Genomic DNA, 21,915 nt, shown 5'->3' with positions numbered 1-21,915 from the left:
ACTAATACAGCCATGAGCGAAAACAGCCATGAGCGAAGAAAGCTGTAAACAAAAAAGTCATGGAAAAACAGGTATTGGAATAACAAGGTTTTGAACAGGCCGTTCAAAACTGGCGACATAGAAATCATGAAATGTTCTGTGTCATAACAGACAGGGAGCGTGCGAATGAGCATTATTATTGATCGACGTCTGAACGGGAAAAACAAAAGTACTGTCAATCGACAGCGTTTCCTGGACAGATACCGGAAGCACATTAAAAAAGCGGTTTCTGAAGCGGTTAACAAACGCTCCATTACGGATGTGGAATCAGGCAGCCAGGTCACCATTCCCACCAAGGATCTGTCCGAACCCCGTTTTCAGCATGGTCAGGGTGGCCGCTACAAACAGGTTCATCCCGGTAATAAGGAGTTTGTTTCAGGCGACAGAATCAAACGTCCATCCGGTGGTTCTGGCCAGGGTTCAGGTCGAGGCAAAGCCGGTAACTCTGGCGAAGGTATGGATGAGTTCAGCTTCCAGATCAACCATGAAGAGTTTCTGAATCACATGTTTGACGACCTTGAGCTGCCAAACCTGGTTCGAAAGCAGCTTCAGGATGCCACTGAGTTCAAAATGAAGCACGCAGGTTACACCAGTGAAGGTTCTCCTGATCGCTTGAACATTGTTCGCTCCCTGAGATCAGCTCATGCTCGAAGAATTGCCCTGGGTGGTGGTGCCCGCAAAGAAGTAAGAGCGTTAAGGCGACAGCTTCGTGAGCTGGAAGTCAGTCCGGAGGAGACCAATACTCAATTGGTTGAAGAACTTCGTGAGAAGATTAAAGAGCTCAATGGCAAGCTGAAAAAGCTGCCCTTTATTGATGACTTTGATCTCAAGTACAACAACCTGATCAAAGTTCCCAGCCCCAGTAACAAGGCTGTGATGTTTTGTGTCATGGATGTCTCCGGCTCCATGACACAGGAAATCAAAGACATGGCCAAGCGCTTTTTCATCCTGCTCTATCTGTTCCTGCAACGTAATTACAAACAGATCGAAGTCGTCTTTATTAGGCACCACACTGCCGCGAAGGAAGTCGATGAGGATGACTTCTTTTATTCCCGGGAAACCGGCGGAACCATTGTGTCCAGTGCCTTGGAAATGACCCGCGACATTATCAATAACCGTTACAATCCGGTGGACTGGAACATTTATGTTGCTCAGGCTTCCGATGGCGATAACTGGGAAGGGGATTCCAGCGTTTGCTCCAAAATTCTGACTGAACAGATCATGTCAAAGGTTCAATATTTTTCCTACGTCGAAATCACCGACCGGGCTCACCAGAACCTGTGGCGTGAATACGAAAGCATAGCTGAACAGTTCGCCGATCAGTTTGCCATGCAGCAAATCAAAACACCGAATGACATTTATCCGGTGTTCCGTCGCCTGTTTGAGAAAAAAGAAACCGTATAAGCGATAAATCAGTCATGAGTGAGGTGACGGCCATGAGCAAGGGGAAAGCGGCTAAAGAGAAACAACCCATCTCCACGGGTTCAGAATGGACTTTTGATCTCATTCAGGAATACGACCGTGAGCTGGCACGTCTGGCTGACAAGTTCCGGCTGGACACTTACCCGAATCAGATTGAGGTCATCAGTGCCGAACAGATGATGGATGCCTACTCTTCCACAGGTATGCCATTAATGTACAGCCACTGGAGCTTTGGCAAACAGTTTCTCCATACCCAGCAGAATTATCAGCGTGGCCGCATGGGGCTGGCTTATGAAATTGTGATCAACTCCAACCCCTGCATTGCTTATCTCATGGAAGAAAACACCATGACCATGCAGGCTCTGGTTCTGGCCCATGCCAGTTATGGTCATAACTCTTTTTTCAAGAGTAACTATCTGTTCCAGACCTGGACCGATGCCGAGTCCATCATTGACTACCTGATGTTTGCCAAACGTTATGTTGCTGAGTGCGAAGAAAAATATGGCGTTGAAGCGGTTGAAGATGTTCTGGACGCTGCCCATGCTCTTATGAATCAGGGTGTGAATCGCTATAAGCGCCCAAGACCACTATCAGCAGAACAGGAAAAAGAGCGCCAGCAGGAAAGAGCAGAATACATTCAGAGAACCCTGAACGACATCTGGAGCACCATTCCAAAAGCTGAAGAGAAAGAAGAGAAAAAAGTTCAACGCTTTCCCAAAGACCCGGAAGAAAACATTCTCTACTTTCTGGAAAAAAATGCACCACTGCTGGAAACCTGGCAGCGTGAACTGCTGCGAATCGTCAGGAAAGTGTCCCAATACTATTACCCTCAACGCCAAACCCAGGTCATGAACGAAGGCTGGGCCTGCTTCTGGCACTACCATCTTCTCCATGAGCTTTATGAGGAAGGAAAAGTCACCGATGGCTTTATGCTGGAGTTCCTGCACTCTCACTCCAGCGTCGTGTACCAGCCTCCTTTTGATAGCCCACACTACAGCGGCATTAACCCCTACACACTGGGCTTTAGTATGTTCCAGGATATTCGCAGAATCTGTGAAAATCCTACCGATGAAGACAAGCACTGGTTCCCGGACATTGCCGGCAGTGACTGGCTGGAAACCGTGCACTTTGCGATGCAGAACTTCAAGGATGAAAGCTTTATTTTACAATTCCTGTCTCCCAAGGTCATGAGAGACCTCAGACTCTTCTCGATTCTCGATGACGACAGCAAATCCTATCTGGAAGTCGATGCGATTCATAACAGCACCGGATATAAAGAAGTAAGGGAGTCACTGGCTGCCCAATACAACCTTGGGAACCGAGAACCCAATATCCAGGTATTTGACGTCGACGTTCGTGGCGACCGTACCCTGACCCTGAGACATTACCAGCATCAGGGACGCCCGTTGGACAATAGCACTGAAGAATTACTCAGGCATGTACATCGTCTCTGGCAATTTGATGTCAAACTGGAGTCGGTTAACATTGATAACAAGGTCAGCAAAAGCTATCAATGTCCAGATAAGAAAGATTCCGAAAAGTCTCGCTAAAAGATATGAGAGACAAACAAGATTCTTTTTAATATTTAAAACTAATAAGAATTAAAAAGTAATCTAATCCTGCCTGTACCCTATCCATTGATAACCCATACCCCACTGTCATGGCAGTGGGATATGCACCTCCTGTTCGATGCAAAAAAAGGGGATTACGTCCATAGCCTGAGATTTAATCGATAACGATACTCTTAAAGAGCCAAATGCACAGCTAGCTATCTGGTTCTTTAAGAAATAAGCAATATCAAGTCAAAACCATTCAATTCATTAGCACGTCTGATTGACCCAAAACTGTTTATCTATTGTACAATCGCCCCTATCAACTCATAAAATGTTATTAAATCTATTTGAATAGGTCATAAAAGCACATTAAATGCTTCCATCAATTTAAAGCTTCCTGTATAAATAGGCACTTTCATCGTTGAAAATCATTAATACCCCACCGATTTGGCCTGAATTGGGAGTTCCTTGAATGAACGTTTTTGAAGAAATTCATCACCGCCTGAGCAGTAAAGCACGGATCCGCTCTCTGTTTAAAGATGTTCATGTTGAAGATCTTGAGCGTATCATCTCCAGAATGCAGGACGTACTGCAGGAGAAAGTTGAAGCCCGCAATAAAATTGACGAAGAGCGTCAAGCCAAACTGAAAAGCATTGAAGCCGTTAAGCAAATCATGGCTGAGCGTGGCATTTCAATGGATGATCTGGACCACCTGGAAGTAGCGGCTCCAAAACGTCGTCGTAATGTCCAGAGATTTACTTTTGAATACCGAACTGAAGCGGGAGACACCGTTCAGTGGGATGGCTCTACCACAGGCCGTCTGCCACGTGACTTCCAGAGCTACCTGGACCGCACCGGCAAGAAGCGTCTGGACTGCGTGGTTGAAGAAGAATAAGTCGACCGTTTTCAGGATTTCAGACTCGCCTCCAGTCCGCTGTTTCTTGAATACAGACATCATTCAATAGTCAGGGTAACAGACTCTGAGAAACAAACCATTCGAATGACGAGACCATCAGAAGATTAATCGTTTTTTGGTGGTCTGCTAAAAAGCATAAAAGGAGCTACCACTCCTTTTATGCTTTTTTCATGAGTGTTCCAGCTCAAGGCATTTTGCCGGGAAATGGCAAACAAAACGGCTGCCTTTCCCCGGATGACTGCTGATAGTGAGTTTGCCTCCATGTCTTAGCATGACGTGCTTGACGATAGCCAACCCGAGTCCTGTTCCTCCGGTACTCTGGCTACGGCTTTTATCAATCCGGTAAAAACGTTCAGTCAACCTGGGAATATGCATGGGGTCAATACCGACACCGTTATCTTTCACCATCATATGTCCGCCTTCCTTATCCTGCCACCAGCGCAAATGTATCTTGCCACCTTGCGGTGTATAGCGCACAGCATTAAAGACCAGATTCGAGAAGGCACTGCGTAACTCACTGCTACTGCCAGCCAAAAAGACATCTTCAGGACAGTCCAGTGAAATCTGATGCTGGTTTTCGCCACTGAGTGCACACCCGTCTTCAACAATGCTGTTCAGCATGGTTTTAAGATGCACCCCGTTTTCATCTGCCTGAGCTTCGGCCGACTCCAGCTTGGACAGCAACAGCAAGTCTGCCACCAGATTCTGCATTCTCAGTGACTGTTCCTGCATCCTGTTTAGCGCTTTCTCCCAAACAGGAGGCAGGCCTGAATCGGGGCCCAGACTGTCCAGCATGGTTTCAAGGTACCCGGACACAACTGTCAGCGGTGTTCTCAATTCATGAGAAACATTAGCAACAAAGTCTTTTCTCATGACCTCCAGCTGATTCAAACGCGTGACATCTCTCACGGTCATCAGACGATTGCCTTTGCCATACACCGTTATATTAAATTGCAGTTGATAATCCGGATTGACAGGAGAGGGAATCTCAAGAGCTTTTTGATAACCACCCTGCTCAAAGTAGTCAGCAAACCTTGGATCACGCAACAGGTTGGTAATCAATTGCCCTTTATCGTCAGGCGTCTTCAGACCCATCAAGCTTTCAGCAGCAGGATTCCACCATTCCAGGTTACTCTGATTATCGATCATCACAACACCGTCATTAAGCGCAGCAGTTGATTCCTGAACGCGCTCAATCACTCCGGCCAGCTTTTGCCGGGAGCGACTGTGCTGTTTCTGTAATCGATAGATACCATCAAAAATTTCACCCCAGAACCCTTTACTCTCAGGGGGTTCTTTGCTCCTGGCCTTGGGATCATTCAGCCAGACCAGTAGTTTGAAAAGTTGGCGGAAGCTCCAGACAAAATAACCTCCCATCACCACACAGAGCCCTAAAAAAGGTTCTCCAATTAGCCAGCCCAGGGAAAACCCAACAACCAAGTAAGCAACCATACGGCTCAGCAAACGGGTTTTTGAAATTGTTGTCATATTACTCCCGACCAGGGGCCTGACCAACGAGCATAGAAAGTTTACACCCTGGTTGAGAAACGATATCCGGTACCACGAACAGTTTGCACAAAAGCTTCGTAATTATCACCCAACGCTTTTCGCAAACGTCGTATGTGTACATCTACGGTTCGCTCTTCAACATAAACATTGCCACCCCAGACCTGATCCAACAACTGCCCACGGGTATAGGCGCGCTCCTGGTGCGTCAGGAAAAACTGCAGCAAACGGTACTCGGTAGGTCCTATTTCAGCAGGCGAGCCATCAATGGAGACCCTGTGGCTGACCGGGTCCAGTTCCAACCCGTTGATGACAATGGGAGACTGATTATCAAACCCACCTGTACGGCGAAGAACTGCTTTTAAACGAGCAGCCAATTCACGGGGAGAAAAAGGCTTTGTGATATAGTCATCGGCTCCGGTCTCGAGTCCCTGGATTTTGTGGTCTTCTTCACCTTTGGCCGTCAACATGACGATGGGGATTTCAGAAGTCAGCTCGTTGCGCTTTAGACGACGAGCCAGTTCTATGCCGGAGACATCGGGCAACATCCAGTCCAGCAGGATCAAATCTGGTTTGTTATCCACGATCAGAGAGTGCGCTTCTTTCGCATCAGCTGCCTCAAGACAATCATACCCTGCCATTTCCAGAGCAACAGTCACCATTTCGCGAATCGGTGCTTCGTCATCTACGATCAGAATGGTCTTTCCTGGCATTAATCTCTACCTGTTATCTGTCGATTCGATTTCGGCGGTGACTTTCTGGCATCTGTCAGCAGCAGCTCGTTGGGTCTTTACCGGAAGGGTAATGTCTTTTTGATCGCTCAGAGCTGTTTTGATCGCTCAGAGCTGCTTCTCATTACTTTGATCAACCGCACTATACACCGGACATTACACCTTTGAAATGTTACAGACAGATGACACACCCCAGACTGCCACCAGACTCTGAAAACAAAAATATTGCTTAAGAGCTCGCAGGACATGGTTTTTAGCCATTTATGCCGGTACATACCACTAGGATTTCAAACCGCATTGCATATCAAAGATAGCTCACCACAAACCCGACAAAGACAATGGCTCCAGCCCAGTGGTTGTTAAGAAATGCCTTAAAGCAGGCCTCACGCTCACGACGACGAGTTAACCATTGCTGATAAACGAAAAGGGCTGCAACAGCGATCAGTGAGAGAAAGTACAGAACGCCCAACTCCAGCTGATGGCCTACCATGGCGAGAGTTAGCAGAGTAAGCACTTGCAGGCTACCTACGATCAGGTTATCCATCTCACCAAACAGAATAGCAGTGGACTTGATGCCTACTTTCAGATCATCGTCTCGATCCACCATGGCGTATTGAGTATCGTAAGCCACCGTCCAGAAAAGATTGGCCAGAAACATCAGCCAGACGATGTTTCCCAGGGCTCCGCTCTGAGCCGCAAAAGCCATGGGTATCGACCAACCAAAAGCAGCCCCCAGAACCACCTGAGGCAGATGAGTATGTCTTTTTGCGAAAGGGTAAGCCGATGCCAGCAATAGCCCGGCAAAAGAAAGCTGGATGGTAAGAGCATTCGTAAAGAGGACGAGAATAAAAGCCAGAAGCACCATGCCGACAAAATACATCAGTGCTTCTTTTTCCTGAATTTTACCCGTCACCAGTGGTCGATTACGTGTTCGTTCAACATGACCGTCCACTTTCCTGTCAGCAAAGTCGTTAATGACACAACCCGCACTGCGCATCAAAACAACGCCGATCGAAAAAATCACCAGATTCGCCAGACTCGGCACACCTTCTGCTGCAACCCAGAGCGCCCAAAGTGTAGGCCAGAGCAACAGATAAATACCAATGGGCCGATTGAGCCTGGCCAGCTGTAAAAAGTCTTTTAAACGGGGGAATCGCTGCAGAACCACTTCGGTCCCTGCTGATACCACCATGGGTTTCCTGAAATGCATCATAGTGTTTGGCTGTTTATCGGTACTTTTCTTGTCATCGCTGAGGTTTCTGCCGCTCACGGCCTTGAATTATATCGCCAGTTTATCAGGTTAGGGCCGATTCTCACTCCTCTGTCTTTTCAGGCAGATCTGGCAAAAAGATTTCACAAACAGAAATAGACTTTTCGTGCAAATAAAATAACGACCGTCTTCCCCAGGCTGTTTCATCTGAGTATTTTTCCACCAGATGAGGATTAAACTGTCGTGCCGGCAGTTCCGCTACCTCAAATGGCCCCCGTCGCATACCAGGATGGTTAAATAAAAACTCCCCCAGAGGTTTATTGCCCAGTTGCAGCAGTCCCCTGTTAGTGCCAATAAGACTGCTGTGAGGCAATACACTTCGCGCAAACACCCTGGGTCTGCCACCACAAATCAACAGAACTTCCCTGATAGAAGCCATTTTGCTGCAGTGTCTGCTGTTGAATGATCCTGCCATCTCATCAGGAGTGGGCGTAACCTTTGACTGCTCATAGTGATTGAGAAACTTCAGCTCCGAATAGGTCGGCATAAAGGTTCCTTGACGAATAACCTGAACACTGAAGTCGCCATTGTACGCCTGCTTCAGACGCTGCGTCAGGGAGCCTCTGTCCAGCAACCAGTCTCTCCAGGGCTCTGGAATCTGCTGTTTCAGATAATGTCTTGGCTTCCAGGGCAAGCCTGAAAAATCAATAAAAGGCACCCTCACTCCTGCTTCAAAACCTAATTCTCAAGAACTGCACAGACGCCTCTCAGACTGAGGGCAGCTCATCCTGAACCATGAAAAGCAATGACAGGATAGTCACTTCACGGTTAAACACAGGCTGCTATTATTGGCTAAATTTATGGAATTGAGAATGACTTTAAGTTGAAAAGCACAACGATACCCCAACAATTTATGGTTTTACTCACTTTCTTTATGATTCACATTTATGGACACTAGCCGATTCTTTTCTATGCTTCCTGCCAATGGTATAAATCATCCCTAAGGGATGATCGAAAACTATAATTCAGGATCCGCACATGGCTGTCGTAAAACGTATGTCCCAAAAAACCGGTCGCATCAGAGCCGAGAGGGTTCGGCTGATTTTGCAAGCAGCCGAACAGGAATTTGCCCGACATGGCTTCGGGGGAGCGACAATCCAGCGAATAGCTGACCTGGCCGATTTGCCGAAACCGACTGTGTTGTATTACTTCAGTAACAAGCAGGAAATTTATGACGAAGTACTTAGCAACATTCTGAGTCTCTGGAACGACAAACTGAACGGCTTTCACCCGAAAGATGACCCTGCAGAATCCCTTGAGCGCTATATCCGTTCAAAGATCGAAGTTTCCAGAAAATACCCCACCGCCAGCCGGATTTTTGCCAGCGAGATCATTCATGGCTGCCAGCAACTGTCTCCTTCCATGAAGGCCTCTGCCCAGCAATGGTTTAAAAACAAAACAGAAATTTTTCAGCACTGGATGGATGAAGGCAAAATGGCCCGGGTCGAGCCCATGCACCTGATTTTTATGATTTGGGGATCGACTCAGCATTACGCTGATTATGAAAAGCAGATTTGCATGATCATGGATAAGAAGAAACTGCCTGCTTCAACCTACGATAAAGCCGCTGACACTATCTGTGACATTGTTCTTCGTGGTTGCGGTTTGAAGGTTTGAGAAACGTCAAAAATCTTGTACAGTCGCAACATAAAACAAAACCGGCAGATTAACACGAAAGTCACTGCTATAAACCGCTGTAATGGTGGTCTATGGTATGTGGCAATTTATGACCCCATCCAGGCCGCCTGCTCATAACAAAAGGCAGATAATGAAAGTCTGGATAAAACACCCCTTGGCTACTTTTACCGCCAACAATCAGAACGCTGGCAACGGTGTGGTTATTGATGAAAGCTCTGGCAAGCTCACGGAGCTGGTCCCTTCGGGACAATCCCCGAAAACCCCGTTTGATCAAAGCTACGACGCTTCCGGACAGATTCTGATTCCCGGCCTGATCAATGCCCACCACCACCTTTATCAAACCCTGACCCGTGCTTTTCCTCCAGCACTGAATAAAAAACTCTTTCCCTGGCTGCAAACACTTTATCCGGTCTGGGCAAAACTGAAGCCAGAGATGCTCTTTAATGCCACTCAGCTGGGACTGACAGAACTGTTGCAATCCGGTTGTACAACAGTGGCGGATCATCACTACCTTTTTCCAGAAACACTCACCGAAGCCATTGATATCCAGGTGAAGGCCGCTGATAGTGTTGGCGGACGGGTAATGTTGACTCGGGGTTCGATGAGTCTTGGAGAAAAGGATGGCGGCCTTCCTCCCCAATCAACCGTCCAAACGGAAACACAAATACTAAACGATTCAGAACGTCTAATTCATCGTTACCATCAGCCAGAAGAGGGAGCAAAGATTCAGATTGCTCTGGCGCCATGTTCACCTTTTTCAGTCAGCACAGAGCTGATGAAAGAGACCGCCGGGCTCGCCCGTAAACACAGTGTTCGATTGCATACTCATCTGGCTGAAACTCTTGATGAAGACAGCTTCTGCATTCGACGATTTGGTCTGCGTCCACTGGATTATCTTGAATCTGTGGGCTGGCTGGCTGACGATGTCTGGCTGGCTCATGGCATTCACTTCAATGAGGATGAAATCAAAAGAATGGGGCAGGCGGGTTTGGCCGTCTGTCACTGTCCTACCTCAAATATGCTTCTTGCATCGGGCGTCTGCCGAACCAAAGAACTCGATTCTGCAGGCGTCCATGTCGGACTGGGTGTGGATGGCTCTGCTTCTAACGACGGCTCGAATATGATGCAGGAAGTCCGTCAGGCTTTGCTGATCAACCGTCTGCGTTACGCCGCAGATGAAGTCACTCATCTTGATGCCTTGTACTGGGCGACAAAAGGTTCAGCGAAAGCACTTGGTAGGGAGGATATTGGAGAACTGGCAGTAGGGAAGCAGGCCGACCTTGCTCTTTTCAGCCTGGATGAGTTGCGTTTCAGCGGCAGCCATGACCCATTGGCAGCATTAGTTCTTTGTGGAGGCCATAAAGCAGCTGCCGTGATGTGTGCAGGAAAGTGGCTGATTAAAAATGAAGCACTGCTTCATCTTGATCAACACGCTATCATGGCTGCCCACCAGCTTTCAGCCAAAAAACTGGTGTCCTGAGGTATGATGGAGTTCTCAGAAAGCGGTTTCTTCTTTGATGGATCCTGAAGACGCATTAATATTTTTCACCACTTTTCTCTGATCGCTGGATGCCAGCCCGGATTCTTCAGGCAAAACCAGCGACAGCAAAATAGCAGTCAAACCTCCGGTGGTGATCGACGAGCCGAAAATGTTTTTGACCAGTTCCGGCATCTGACTCAGCACCTCAGGCACAATTGTGACACCCAGCCCCATGCCTATGGACACAGCAATAATCATTACCTGCCGACGATCAAGCGACTCTGAAGCCAGTATGCGAATACCTGAAGCAGCCACTGTGCCAAACATAACCAATGTGGCCCCACCCAGAACAGGTTTGGGAATCTGCACCAGGATGGCCCCGAGTATCGGGAAAAGTCCCATCACAAAAAACAGTCCGGCAATAATATAGCCAACAAATCGGCTGGCGACGCCGGTCATTTGAATCACACCATTGTTCTGACTGAACGTCGTCGTTGGAAAGCTGTTCAGGCAGGCTGCGGTCAGAGAGTTCACGCCATCAGCCAAAATTCCGCCACGAATACGCTCAACGTATTCATCACCCTTAATAGGTTCTCCTGAGAGCTTTGCTGTTGCAGTGAGATCACCAGTCGATTCAATGGTCGTAATCACATAAATGAGAGCAATCGGAATGAATAACTCCCAATCGAAGGTCATTCCATATTTAAAAGGCACTGGAATAGTAAATAATGCCGAGTCCGTTAATCCCTCCAGAGTCATTTTACCGGAATAAAGTGTCATCAGGCTGCCTACCAGCAAGCCGAGGAAAATCGCCGAGAGACGAACCATGGGACGGGAACTGCGATTAAAAAAGATCACAGTCGCCAACACTGTGATGCTCACTGCAAGGTTGCTCAGTGCACCAAAATCAGGCGCATTGAAGCCACCGGCCATATCAGTCACAGCCACCTTAACCAGGCTGAGACCAATCAGTGAAATGACAATTCCGGTGATGGTTGGCGTTATGATCTTGCGCAGTTTATGGAAAAAACGGCTCAGGATAATCTCGATAAATGCCCCGAAAAAACAGAGCCCTGTCATTAAAGCTATAATCTCTTCATTGCTGCCTCCCCGACTCTTAACAACAAAGCCGGCAGCAATCAGGGAACTTAAAAAAGCAAAACTGGTCCCTTGAATACTCAGCAAACCAGAGCCCAGAGGACCAAAACGTCTGGCCTGGATAAAGGTACCTATCCCTGATGCGATTAACGCCATACTGACCAGATAAGGAATATGTTCTCCCAGGCCCAGCACCCCACCGATGACCAGAGTTGGTGTCACAACACCCATAAAGCTGGCGATCATATGTTGCAAAGCACTGAAAAAAGCTCTAGGTAATGGTGGCTTGTCGTTTAGCTGGTGAATGAGTTCGGGATTATGAACCTCGGTATTCATGGGTACTCCTGCCGTTTTTTTTGTTATTCAGAAGGAGTATTGCAATTACTTGACCAATTGTTCAATTTTTTTGGAGATATTCGAAATAAAATACCAGCGCAACCAGCCTGCCAAGGGCGAGCCTTTCATGATGCAGGGGATAGACAGATGGACGTGAACATGGCACTTCAGATCACGACCTGACGTTTGCAGTGCCTTACCCTCCTGAGCCTGTGACAAGCAGAAATCAATCACTTGACTTTGTATCATCAAGCTTTCGTTTTCGGTGTTGCCTTTTGTGATTCGACAGGGCTTGAATGTTTGGCAGGATCTTCTGGCAATCAGGGCAGGTTTGCTCTCCGGTATGATCTTTTCTTTTGTGATCCGACAGGGCTTGTGAGTTTGGCAAGGCCTTCCTGCACTCAGGGCAGGTTTGTTCTCCGATGTGATAGCGACTTTTATGAGTCGAAAAGGACTGAGCGTTTGGCAGGGTCTTCTCGCACACAGGGCAGGTTTGCTCTCCTGTGTGATATCTTCTTTTGTGAACCGACAGGGCTTGAGCGTTTGGCAGGGTCTTCTCGCACTCAGGGCAGGTTTGCTCTCCGGTATGATATTTTCTTTTGTGATTCGACAGGGCTTTCGCGTTTGGCAGGGTCTTCTGGCACTCAGGGCAGGTTTGCTCACCTGTGTGATATCTTCTTTTGTGAACCGACAGGGCTTGTGAGTTTGGCAGGGTCTTCCCGCACTCAGGGCAGGTTTGTTCTCCGCAGTGATAGCGATTTTTGTGAAACGACAGGGCCTGAGCGTTTGGCAGGGTCTTCTCGCACACAGGGCAGGTTTGCTCTCCTGTGTGATATCTTCTTTTGTGAACCGACAGGGCTTGAGCGTTTGGCAGGGTCTTCCCGCACTCTGGGCAGGTTTGTTCTCCGCGGTGATAGTGACTTTTGTGAAACGACAGGGCGTGAGCGCTTGGCAGGGTCTTCTGGCACTCAGGACAGGTTTGCCACGGGGTGTGATCTTTTCTTTTGTGAACCGAAAGGGCTTTCGCGTTTGGCAGGATCTTCTGGCACTCAGGGCAGGTTTGCTCCGGGGTGTGATTTCTTCTTTTGTGATCCGACAAGGCTTGAACATTTGGCAGGGTCTTATCGCACTCAGGGCAGGCTTGCTCTGGGGTGTGATCTTTTCTTTTGTGATTCGACAGGGCTTGAGCGTTTGGCAGGGTCTTCTGGCACTCAGGGCAGGTTTGCTCTCCGGTGTGATATAGACTTTTGTGAGCCGACAAGGCTCTCGCGTTTGGCAGGGTCTTCTGGCACTCAGGGCAGGTCTGCTCTCCTGTGTGATCTTTGCTTTTGTGAACCGAAAGGGCTTGAGCGTTTGGCAGAGTCTTTTGACACTCAGGGCAGGTTTGCTCTGGGGTATGATATTGCCTTTTGTGACATTTCAATGAGGCTTGAGAGCTAAATGATTTTTCACAGCCGGGGTAATCACATCGGTATTTTTTGGAGCCTGCCTTCCTTTGTTTTTTCGCAGGAGGCGGATTTAATGTTGATGATGGACCGGTTGTACTGTCGGCTCCTGAGACAACGATCGGGCCTTCAGCAGGATGACTTACCGGGCCAGATTCCTGATCGCCTGTTTGCAAATAGACATCTGTTCTGCAAGCTAAAGAGTCATCTGAGGTTGAACGACACCGGGTACTTGTGGGGGGAGCAAAGATACAGCGTCCTTGTCGATTACAGCAGGGCTGCTCATGGCAGTTTTCGTCAAGGCTATGTCGGGAGTCGTTGGGTCGGCCCGAATCTTCATCATTATGGTCATTGTCGTATAGATAATTCGATTTTTCTGAATGTACATTGAATGACTGACCATGATCCTCTGGCCCCGTTGTCCGGGAATGGTTACCGCAGCCCGTTCCGTACATCAAGGTGATGATCTGAAGTTTGTTTCGCCTGCCTGGTTTGTCATCGGGTGGCATGCCTGACCCTGAATATCCGTTTGTGCTGGTTATGCTCGTCGAAGCCCCATTCTGGTTAACCTCAACGATAAAATGGTAAGTCTGTGGCTCAGCCGGGCAGACGAAAGGCACAATAACCAATACGTGCAAGAGTAGACTTTTAATGGTTCTGTCCTTTGTTTTCTATGGATCAGAGCAGTGAGGATAGACGAACGGATTAGGGGCACGGTATCAAAACGTGATTGAGAATTTTTGCCTGAAGAGAGTTAACAGGCTTGCTCACCTTAAATGAGCAAGCCAGACAGGCTCAGACGCCAAAGAAGACAAATTTTAGGGCAAAGAGCACTGCTAATACCCAGACACTGATACTGACATCGCTGGAACGTCCAGCCAGAACTTTAATCACCGGGTAAGCGATGAACCCCAGAGCGATACCATTAGCAATAGAGAAGCTCAGTGGCATCATGATCGCTGTCATCATGACCGGTCCGGCTTCTGTCAGATCATTCCAGTCAATATTGGCCAGGCTACCTACCATCAGAACGGCAACATAAATCAAGGCTCCCGCTGTTGCATAAGCGGGTACCATGCCAGCCAGGGGAGAGAAGAAAGCACATAGCAAAAACAGCACACCGATGGTGACCGCTGTCAGACCTGTGCGACCTCCTGCGGCCACGCCTGAAGCACTTTCAACATAGGAAGTCACAGTCGGTGTACCCATCAACGCTCCCGCCCAGGAAGCTGTACCGTCAGTCACCATGGCTCTGTTCATGTTGTGCATCTTGCCATTTTTGTCTGCCAGGCCCGCCTTGTCACCCACAGCAATCAGGGTACCCGTGGTATCAAACAGATTGACGAACATGAAGGCAATAATGACACCCAGCATTTCAGGGTTCAGAGCGCCCATAATGTCCAGCTCACCGACGATGGGCATCACGCTGGGCGGCGCTGAAGCGACACCAGTAAAAGCAACATCACCAGCCAGCAGAGCAATGGCGGTCACAACGGCGATAGCGATCAGCACAGCGGCTTTGAGACCACGGAAGGCCAGACCCAGAATAAGAAACAAACTGAGACAGGCCATCATGGGGCCAAACTGAGTGATGTCCCCCAACGTCACTATGGTGCCCGGGCTGGCCACCACAATACCGGCATTTTTAAGGCCAATCAGTGCCAGGAAAAGACCAATACCGCTGGTGATTCCGACTCTGAGACCAACAGGAATGCTGTCTACAATCCATGCCCTGACTTTGAACAGGCTCAACAGCATGAAGCCTATGCCGCCCCAAAATACAGCACCCATGGCTTCTTGCCAGCTATAACCCATGCCGAGCACCACTGCATAGGCAAAGAAAGCATTCAACCCCATACCAGGAGCCAGTCCCACAGGCCAATTAGCATAAAGACCAATGGCAATGGTACTGAGACCTGCAACCAAACAGGTGGCAGTGAACAGAGCCCCTTTATCCATGCCGGCATCACCCAGCATTCCCGGTATGACGAACACCACATAACACATGGTAATAAAGGTCGTAAGACCTGCCATCAGTTCAGTTTTTACCGTCGTGTTTTTGGCTTTGAGTTCGAAGAGACGGTCGAGCAGTGATCCACTCTTCTCCCCACCCACAGAGGGTGCCATTTCAGCGTTATCCATTCCAGACTCCTTATATTTGTTGTTCTTATCGATGCAATAATCCAACCAACCGATCAAAACTGATGATACTGAGCTTACCCAGAGTTCACAAAACATGACCCAAAGGTATATGAGGCCTTTTTCATAGCATTATTCATTTCAAGACAGCTGAGTTCAGACGCCTATCTTTTTAACACCAGCCCGCTTTTTTATACCAGTCTGTCGATGTTTCTGCTTGCTATTTTCCTGACCAAATAGTCAAATTACAAGTCGCAAATGTGAGCAAAGAAAAATATTCTACATTAATCAAAAACATAAAAACGACTATGCAGAATGTTTTTTCCTATTAAGAATTAGAACAAAGGAGTCAGTCGTCGTGATTCGATTTCTGCTCAACGAGACTCTGGTTGAACTCAGGGACATACCCTCCGATACCACCATACTCGACTACCTGAGGGGTAATCGCAGTCATAATCCGGATAGAAAAACCGGCACCAAGGAGGGCTGCTGTTCAGGTGACTGCGGCGCCTGCACCGTGGTAATTGCCGAGCCAGAGAACGACCGTCTGAATTATCAGACCATTAACGCCTGTATTGCTCTGCTACCAGCACTCAACGGCAAGCAGCTGATCACCGTTGAAGATCTTGCTGAAGGGGAAAAACTGCATCCTGTGCAACAAGCCATGGTGGATCATCATGGCTCTCAATGCGGTTTCTGTACGCCCGGTATTATCATGTCTCTGTTTGCCTTTCATCATGAGAAACCCGCCAACAGACCTGAGGTTGCTGAAGCTCTGGGTGGAAACCTTTGCCGTTGCACCGGCTACCAGCCTATCGTCGATGCTGCCGATGAGATTGCCAGCCTGACACCCTCTGACCGTTTCAAGCGTCGCGAACAGGAGACAGTTCAGAAACTCATCGCCCTGAAAGCCCGGTTAGATGATACGGCAACCGGTGTGTTCATGCCGAATTCCGAGCAAGAGCTGGCTGACTATTTGCTGAAGCACCCACAGGCCAGAATATTGGCCGGTGGCACTGACCTTGGGCTGGAAGTGACTCAACAAATGAAGGATTTACCTTCGCTGGTCTCAGTGGCCTCGGTCCATGAGCTAAAAGAAATCACCTGTAATGATCAGGAAATGATCATTGGATCGGCTGCAACCTACCGTCAGCTGGAACCTCTTTTGGCCAAACACTTCCCCGACTTTGCCACAATGCTTTCGCGTCTGGGCTCACAGCAGATTCGAAACGTGGGCACAATGGGTGGCAACATCGGTAATGCCTCTCCCATTGGCGACACACCTCCTGTGTTACTGGCTCTGGATGCAGAGGTCGAACTGCGTACAGGAAACAGGAACAGATCCCTTCCTCTGGAAGATTTTTTCCTGGGCTACAAAAAGACCCTGCTCGAAGAAAGCGAATTTATTGCCCGCATACGCATCCCACTCAATCCCCACCAACTCAGGGTTTACAAACTGAGCAAACGATATGGCGATGACATATCCGCCGTTCTGGCTGCCATCAATCTGGAACTGGACGACAACGGAATTATTACCCGAGCCAGGGTCGCATTCGGAGGTATGGCAGAAATACCCAAACGGGCTAAGGCCTGCGAAACAGCTCTGACGGGCAATCAGGCCAGCGCCACCACTCTGCTGGCGGCACAGAAAGCTATTCGTTCAGAATTCACACCATTGTCCGATGTCAGGGGTAGCAGCGACTATCGGCTGCAGGCAGCTTGCAACCTGCTGGAAAGATACTTTCTGGAAATGTCCGGACAAACTGCAAGGATCATTGCTCATGCGTAAGTTACCGGACATCACCACCGCCCAGTCTTCCCCGAACACGGCCAAACACGACAGTGCTCACCTGCATGTCAGCGGCAGAGCCACCTATATCGATGATCGACCCGAAATGGCAGGCCAGCTTCATGCCGGATTTGGACTGTCTGCCCAGGCTCATGCCGAAATCATCAGCATGGATCTTGAAGCGGTCAAAAACAGCCCCGGTGTGGTCATGGTCGTCACCGCTGAGGACATTCCCGGACACAAGGATATTGGCCCGGTTTACCCTGGCGATATGTTGCTGGCTGATGGCAAGGTCGACTATGTCGGTCAGCCGGTCTTTGCAGTAGCGGCTACGTCTCATCTGGCCGCCAAAAAAGCGGCCAGAAAAGCCAACATCGAATACAAGGTGTTAAAGCCGGTACTGGGCATTGATCAGGCCATGCAGGAAGAATCATTTCTCAGACCTGAGCATGTGATGCATAAAGGCGACGCTCATCGTGCGATTGCCGAGGCGCCCAGACAACTCGAAGGTTCCATGAGCAACGGTGCCCAGGAACATTTTTACCTGGAAGGGCAGATTGCCAGCGTCGTCCCTTTGGAAGACAACCAATACCATGTTTACACTTCCAGCCAGCACCCTTCTGAAGTACAAAAACTGGTGGCAGAAGTTCTGGGCATTCCTTTGCATAAAGTCGTAGCTGATGTTCGACGCATGGGGGGAGGCTTTGGTGGAAAAGAAACCCAGGCTGCTGGCCCAGCCTGTATCGCAGCACTTCTGGCCTGTAAAACCGGACAACCCGTAAAATTTCGGGTCGATCGCTCGCAGGACATGATATCCACTGGCAAGCGCCACCCTTTCAGACACCGTTACCGGGCAGGCTTTGACAACAACGGCGCTCTCAGGGGGATAGATATAGAGGTCGCAGGTGATGGCGGTTATTCCCCCGACCTGACAGACGCTATCGTTGATCGGGCCATGTTTCATTCCGACAATGCTTACTATCTCGATAATGCCATAGTCACAGGCCACCGTTGCAAAACCAACACGGCTTCCAACACCGCATTCAGAGGTTTTGGAGGACCTCAGGGCATGCTGGTGATAGAACGGGCGATGGACGACATTGCTCGTGCCACCGGTCTGGACCCACTGGATGTTCGCCTCAATAACCTTTACGGCGTTGGCGAAAGAAATGTCACTCATTATCACCAGACCTTTGAGCATAATGTGCTTCCGGAACTGATGGCAAAACTGGAAGAGAGCTCTGAATACCGAAAGCGCAGGCAGGAGATTACTGCGTTCAACCGAGACAGCCCGGTACTAAAGAAAGGCCTGTCCATGACCCCAGTGAAGTTTGGCATCTCTTTTACGGCCAAACATCTCAACCAGGCTGGTGCTCTGGTCCATATCTATACCGACGGTAGTATTCAGGTGAACCACGGGGGCACCGAGATGGGGCAGGGCCTTTACGTTAAAGTGGCCCAGGTGGTTGCCCATGAATTTGGCGTCGGTCTGGATCAGGTGCAGGTGACCTCTACCCGAACCGACAAAGTGCCCAATACCTCTCCGACAGCGGCCTCCAGCGGCAGTGACCTGAACGGCAAGGCTGCACAGGATGCCTGCCAGAAAATCCGTGATCGCCTGATAACTTTCGCGGCTGAACATTACCGTGAAAAACCTGAAGATATTGAGTTTGCTGATGGTCATGTCACCATGAAAGAACGGACCATTCCCTTTGTTGAACTGATTCAGGCCGCCTACTTTAACCGAATTTCACTTTCCAGCTCAGGCTTTTACAGCACGCCGGAGATTCACTACGACCGAGAAACCGCCAAGGGTCGCCCTTTCTATTATTTCGCCTGCGGTGCTTCCGTATCCGAAGTCGTGGTGGATACCCTGACCGGAGAATACCGGGTGGAACGAGCTGACCTATTGCACGACGTTGGCAGATCACTGAACCCCGCCATTGACCGTGGCCAGATTGAGGGCGGTTTTATCCAGGGTATGGGCTGGATGACCAGTGAAGAGACAGTCTGGGACGAGCAGGGAAGGTTACTGAGTAACAATCCGGCGACTTACAAGATTCCGACGATTGAAGATCTCCCGGCTATCTTTAATGTTGAGTTGTTTGAGCAGGATAATCCTGAGCATACGATTTATCATTCCAAAGCGACCGGCGAACCTCCGCTGATGCTGGGCATCTCGGTGTGGTCTGCAATACGTGATGCTGTGTCGAGCCTTTCAGACTACACCGTCAGCCCGGACATTGATGTTCCAGCGACTCCGGAAAGAGTGCTGAAAGCCATTTCGGAAATAAAAGAGCGATTTCAAACAGAACCTCTGAACAAAGAGGAGGTCGTCTATGGAATGGATTGACGCGCTGTCAGAACTCAAACGTTCCGGCCAGCCGGGTGTGCTTGTGACCATTCTGGGATCAGCCGGTTCTGCGCCCAGAAAATCAGGCAGTAAAATGCTGGTCACAGACGAAAAAAGCTTTGACACTGTGGGTGGTGGGCATCTTGAGTTTCTGCTGATTGAGCGGGCCAGAGAGCTGATAGCATCAGATCAGCAGGCACCTGTTATGGAACACTTCCCACTGGGTCCCCGGCTCGGTCAGTGTTGCGGGGGCAGTGTCAGCGTGATGCTGGAGCCCATAGCAGGCTGTAACTTCCATATCGCTCTGTTCGGGGCCGGACATATTGGCAAAGCACTCATTCATGTTCTTTCACCCCTGAATTGCCGTATCACCTGGATTGATAATCGGGCAGAGCTTTTCCCCCGGACTCTGCCTGAGAATGTGACCTGTATCCTCAGTGAACAGCCCAATGAAGAAGTGGCGGCCCTGCCTGAAAACGCCTTTGTTCTGGTCGTCACCCATAACCACCAGCTGGATTATGCGATTGCTGAGCAAACACTGAAGCGATCAGACATTGGCTGGCTGGGCGTCATAGGATCTGAGACTAAAGCCCGGAGGTTTCGTCAACGCCTTGAGCACAAGGGCTTCAACCCCGCCCGGATTGAACACATGAGGTGTCCGGTCGGACTGAACGCAGTGGGAGGCAGAGAACCCGCAGAGATCGCCATTGCCATTGCCGGAGAGATTCTGGCCGTCAAAAATGGCTCTCGAGGCAGTCTTGCCCGAAAACGGGAAGGTATTCCCTGGCAGGCGCTAAAAAGATTAATAAACGACCACCACCAAGCCTGAAAGCTTGGTGGTGGGAGGGTTTATACTGAACTTGAATCATTAACCCCGGTGGTCTGAGATTGGCTATATGCACTACCGGAAGCAGCTGCACGAGATGCCTCTTTATCTTCCTTCTTCGTCGTCATACCCCGGCCGCGTGCCAAAAGAAACCTTTGCTCTTCGACAAGCGCGTTAATAAACTCTTTCTGTTTTTGTATAAAATCAGACTGCAATTTATTGAGTTTGCTATCGGCTTCCAGAAATTGCCTTTGAGCTTCAAGTGTCTTGGGAAGCATAGAACCTTCAGTCATGGCAGACGCCAGCTTATCGAGCTTCCCGGCGTGTCCAGCCACATCCTGAACCGGGGTGACCTTTGCACTGTCCAGTAGTTTTTGCACGCGATCGAACGCATCGCTCTCGGCATCTAAATCAAACATTGTACGCAGCAATTCCAGCTTCACATCCTTGCCTTTGCTCATTTGCCGCTCTAAAAAACCGATCCTTTCTTTAAGCTCAAGAATGATGGGTGCCTGCTTTTCCAGTTGTTCCTCATAAAACCGGATTTCTGTCGGCATCGTCATTTCAAGGCATTTATTCAGCGAAAGTTTGATTTCATCACATAGCTTTTCACGATCTCGAACGCTCAACATAGGTGCCAGTTGACGCAACTTATTTTGTGCTCTCAACCGATCAAGCCGTGCGTGCAGCATTTGATCCTTCAACTCGGAACACGCCTTCCCAAGGCGTGTTATTTTTTCTGTCAGGTTATCTTCAGGTGTCTTTTGATAAATTTCAGAAGCAGCTTTAACCCTGCCGTAAAAGCCTCCGACTGCGCCAATAGCAGTATATAGCGCCAACGTTTTTTTCATGCCCAGACATTTCAATGAAACCAAAGGAAGAAGAGGAAGACGCCATGAGGTGAAGGGAATCGGGTTCAAAGTCGCCTTACTGAGAGCGGTTGCGGAACCCTCCATGGTGCCAACAATCCATGCCAGTGGGTGATTCATTGCCTCCGCGGGAGTCACGCAATACTTTTCCAACGCCTTTTTAAACTCATCCAGATTATGTTCTGTTAAAGGGATGTGCTTGCTAACTTCAGGTTCAGGAAGGGCTGCAATCTGCTTGGACAGATCATCGTGCTTTTGAGCAGGATCCACTGCTGAAGGCGCAGTGCCAGAGACAGCAGGGGAAATCGGCAGTATAGGGGGCTGATTAATCATACGAAACTCCTTATTCATTGGTTGAATGACTTCCATCGTCAGATGGCATCTATAAATATGGACATTCGAATGAGAGAATGGTTCCCCCCTAACCGGTTCAGAAATCATATTGCGACCCGACCCACTCCACCCTGTTCACTGCGCGAAAACGATGGAGAATCTGGCGCTCTAT

The 21,915-nt window shown here is 49.0% G+C and carries 17 protein-coding genes; 8 read left to right on the top strand and 9 right to left on the bottom strand.

The genetic code is table 11. The features are described 5' to 3' along the window. The first annotated feature begins 165 nt into the window (after positions 1-165). From KBW69_RS06430 to KBW69_RS06420, 3 genes are all read left to right on the top strand, one after another. Entirely contained in the window at positions 166-1,443 is a 1,278-nt protein-coding gene (locus tag KBW69_RS06430) for a YeaH/YhbH family protein (protein WP_257280331.1), read from the top strand. A 32-nt stretch (positions 1,444-1,475) separates the two neighbouring features. After that, the gene (locus tag KBW69_RS06425) at positions 1,476-3,011 is read left to right on the top strand and encodes a SpoVR family protein (protein WP_257274228.1); all 1,536 of its coding nucleotides are present in this window, start codon (positions 1,476-1,478) and stop codon (positions 3,009-3,011) included. A gap of 475 nt (positions 3,012-3,486) precedes the next feature. After that, positions 3,487-3,909, top strand: a complete 423-nt coding sequence (locus tag KBW69_RS06420; protein ID WP_257255491.1) for an H-NS histone family protein — start codon at positions 3,487-3,489, stop codon at positions 3,907-3,909. 189 nt (positions 3,910-4,098) lie between these two features. On the opposite strand, the gene phoR is transcribed toward KBW69_RS06420, so the two are convergent. From phoR to KBW69_RS06400, 4 genes are all read right to left on the bottom strand, one after another. Further along, on the bottom strand, positions 4,099-5,418 hold the full coding sequence (gene phoR, locus KBW69_RS06415; RefSeq protein WP_257280330.1) for a phosphate regulon sensor histidine kinase PhoR: 1,320 nt from the start codon (positions 5,416-5,418) through the stop codon (positions 4,099-4,101). Between the two features lie 41 nt (positions 5,419-5,459). Continuing rightward, positions 5,460-6,149, bottom strand: a complete 690-nt coding sequence (gene phoB / locus KBW69_RS06410) for a phosphate regulon transcriptional regulator PhoB (RefSeq protein WP_257280329.1) — start codon at positions 6,147-6,149, stop codon at positions 5,460-5,462. 322 nt (positions 6,150-6,471) lie between these two features. Next, positions 6,472-7,359 carry a 4-hydroxybenzoate octaprenyltransferase gene (gene ubiA / locus KBW69_RS06405; RefSeq protein WP_257280394.1) on the bottom strand — a complete coding sequence of 296 codons (888 nt, stop codon included), beginning with the start codon at positions 7,357-7,359 and terminating at the stop codon, positions 6,472-6,474. A gap of 121 nt (positions 7,360-7,480) precedes the next feature. After that, positions 7,481-8,095, bottom strand: coding sequence for a chorismate lyase (locus tag KBW69_RS06400; protein WP_257280328.1), 615 nt, complete (start codon positions 8,093-8,095; stop codon positions 7,481-7,483). Positions 8,096-8,415: 320 nt separating this feature from the next. Between KBW69_RS06400 and KBW69_RS06395 the strand changes: the two genes are divergently transcribed. Further along, on the top strand, positions 8,416-9,054 hold the full coding sequence (locus KBW69_RS06395) for a TetR/AcrR family transcriptional regulator (RefSeq protein WP_257280327.1): 639 nt from the start codon (positions 8,416-8,418) through the stop codon (positions 9,052-9,054). A 151-nt stretch (positions 9,055-9,205) separates the two neighbouring features. Beyond that, entirely contained in the window at positions 9,206-10,555 is a 1,350-nt protein-coding gene (locus tag KBW69_RS06390; protein ID WP_257280326.1) for an 8-oxoguanine deaminase, read from the top strand. Between the two features lie 15 nt (positions 10,556-10,570). Here the strand turns inward: KBW69_RS06390 and KBW69_RS06385 are convergent, their stop codons facing one another. From KBW69_RS06385 to KBW69_RS06370, 4 genes are all read right to left on the bottom strand, one after another. Then, the gene (locus KBW69_RS06385; RefSeq protein ID WP_257254237.1) at positions 10,571-11,989 is read right to left on the bottom strand and encodes a uracil-xanthine permease family protein; all 1,419 of its coding nucleotides are present in this window, start codon (positions 11,987-11,989) and stop codon (positions 10,571-10,573) included. A 45-nt stretch (positions 11,990-12,034) separates the two neighbouring features. Next, positions 12,035-12,238 carry a hypothetical protein gene (locus tag KBW69_RS06380; RefSeq protein WP_257280325.1) on the bottom strand — a complete coding sequence of 68 codons (204 nt, stop codon included), beginning with the start codon at positions 12,236-12,238 and terminating at the stop codon, positions 12,035-12,037. Beyond that, complete coding sequence (locus KBW69_RS06375; protein WP_257280324.1) at positions 12,216-14,072, bottom strand: C2H2-type zinc finger protein; 1,857 nt, start codon at positions 14,070-14,072, stop codon at positions 12,216-12,218. Before KBW69_RS06375 ends, KBW69_RS06380 begins: the two co-directional genes overlap by 23 nt. Before the next feature lie 157 nt (positions 14,073-14,229). Continuing rightward, the gene (locus tag KBW69_RS06370; protein WP_306670810.1) at positions 14,230-15,576 is read right to left on the bottom strand and encodes an NCS2 family permease; all 1,347 of its coding nucleotides are present in this window, start codon (positions 15,574-15,576) and stop codon (positions 14,230-14,232) included. A 355-nt stretch (positions 15,577-15,931) separates the two neighbouring features. On the opposite strand from KBW69_RS06370, the gene xdhA reads away from it, so the two are divergent. From xdhA to xdhC, 3 genes are read left to right on the top strand one after another with little or no spacing between them, the layout of a single operon-like run. Next, the gene (gene xdhA / locus KBW69_RS06365; RefSeq protein ID WP_257280323.1) at positions 15,932-17,362 is read left to right on the top strand and encodes a xanthine dehydrogenase small subunit; all 1,431 of its coding nucleotides are present in this window, start codon (positions 15,932-15,934) and stop codon (positions 17,360-17,362) included. Next, a complete protein-coding gene (xdhB, locus tag KBW69_RS06360) occupies positions 17,355-19,715 on the top strand; it encodes a xanthine dehydrogenase molybdopterin binding subunit (protein ID WP_257253493.1) in 2,361 nt (786 codons plus the stop codon). The genes xdhA and xdhB overlap by 8 nt, the downstream gene beginning before the upstream one ends. Continuing rightward, positions 19,702-20,544, top strand: a complete 843-nt coding sequence (xdhC, locus tag KBW69_RS06355) for a xanthine dehydrogenase accessory protein XdhC (protein WP_257253495.1) — start codon at positions 19,702-19,704, stop codon at positions 20,542-20,544. The genes xdhB and xdhC overlap by 14 nt, the downstream gene beginning before the upstream one ends. A 20-nt stretch (positions 20,545-20,564) precedes the next feature. Here xdhC and KBW69_RS06350 read toward each other — a convergent pair whose 3' ends face one another. After that, positions 20,565-21,743 (bottom strand): hypothetical protein, encoded by a 1,179-nt coding sequence (locus tag KBW69_RS06350; protein WP_257280322.1) that lies wholly within the window; start codon positions 21,741-21,743, stop codon positions 20,565-20,567. Between the last annotated feature and the right edge of the window lie 172 nt (positions 21,744-21,915).

It is taken from the genome of Endozoicomonas sp. ISHI1, assembly GCF_024606225.1.
In the GTDB taxonomy this organism is placed as follows: Bacteria; Pseudomonadota; Gammaproteobacteria; order Pseudomonadales; family Endozoicomonadaceae; genus Endozoicomonas_A.
This window is presented reverse-complemented; position numbering and strand designations above follow the sequence as displayed.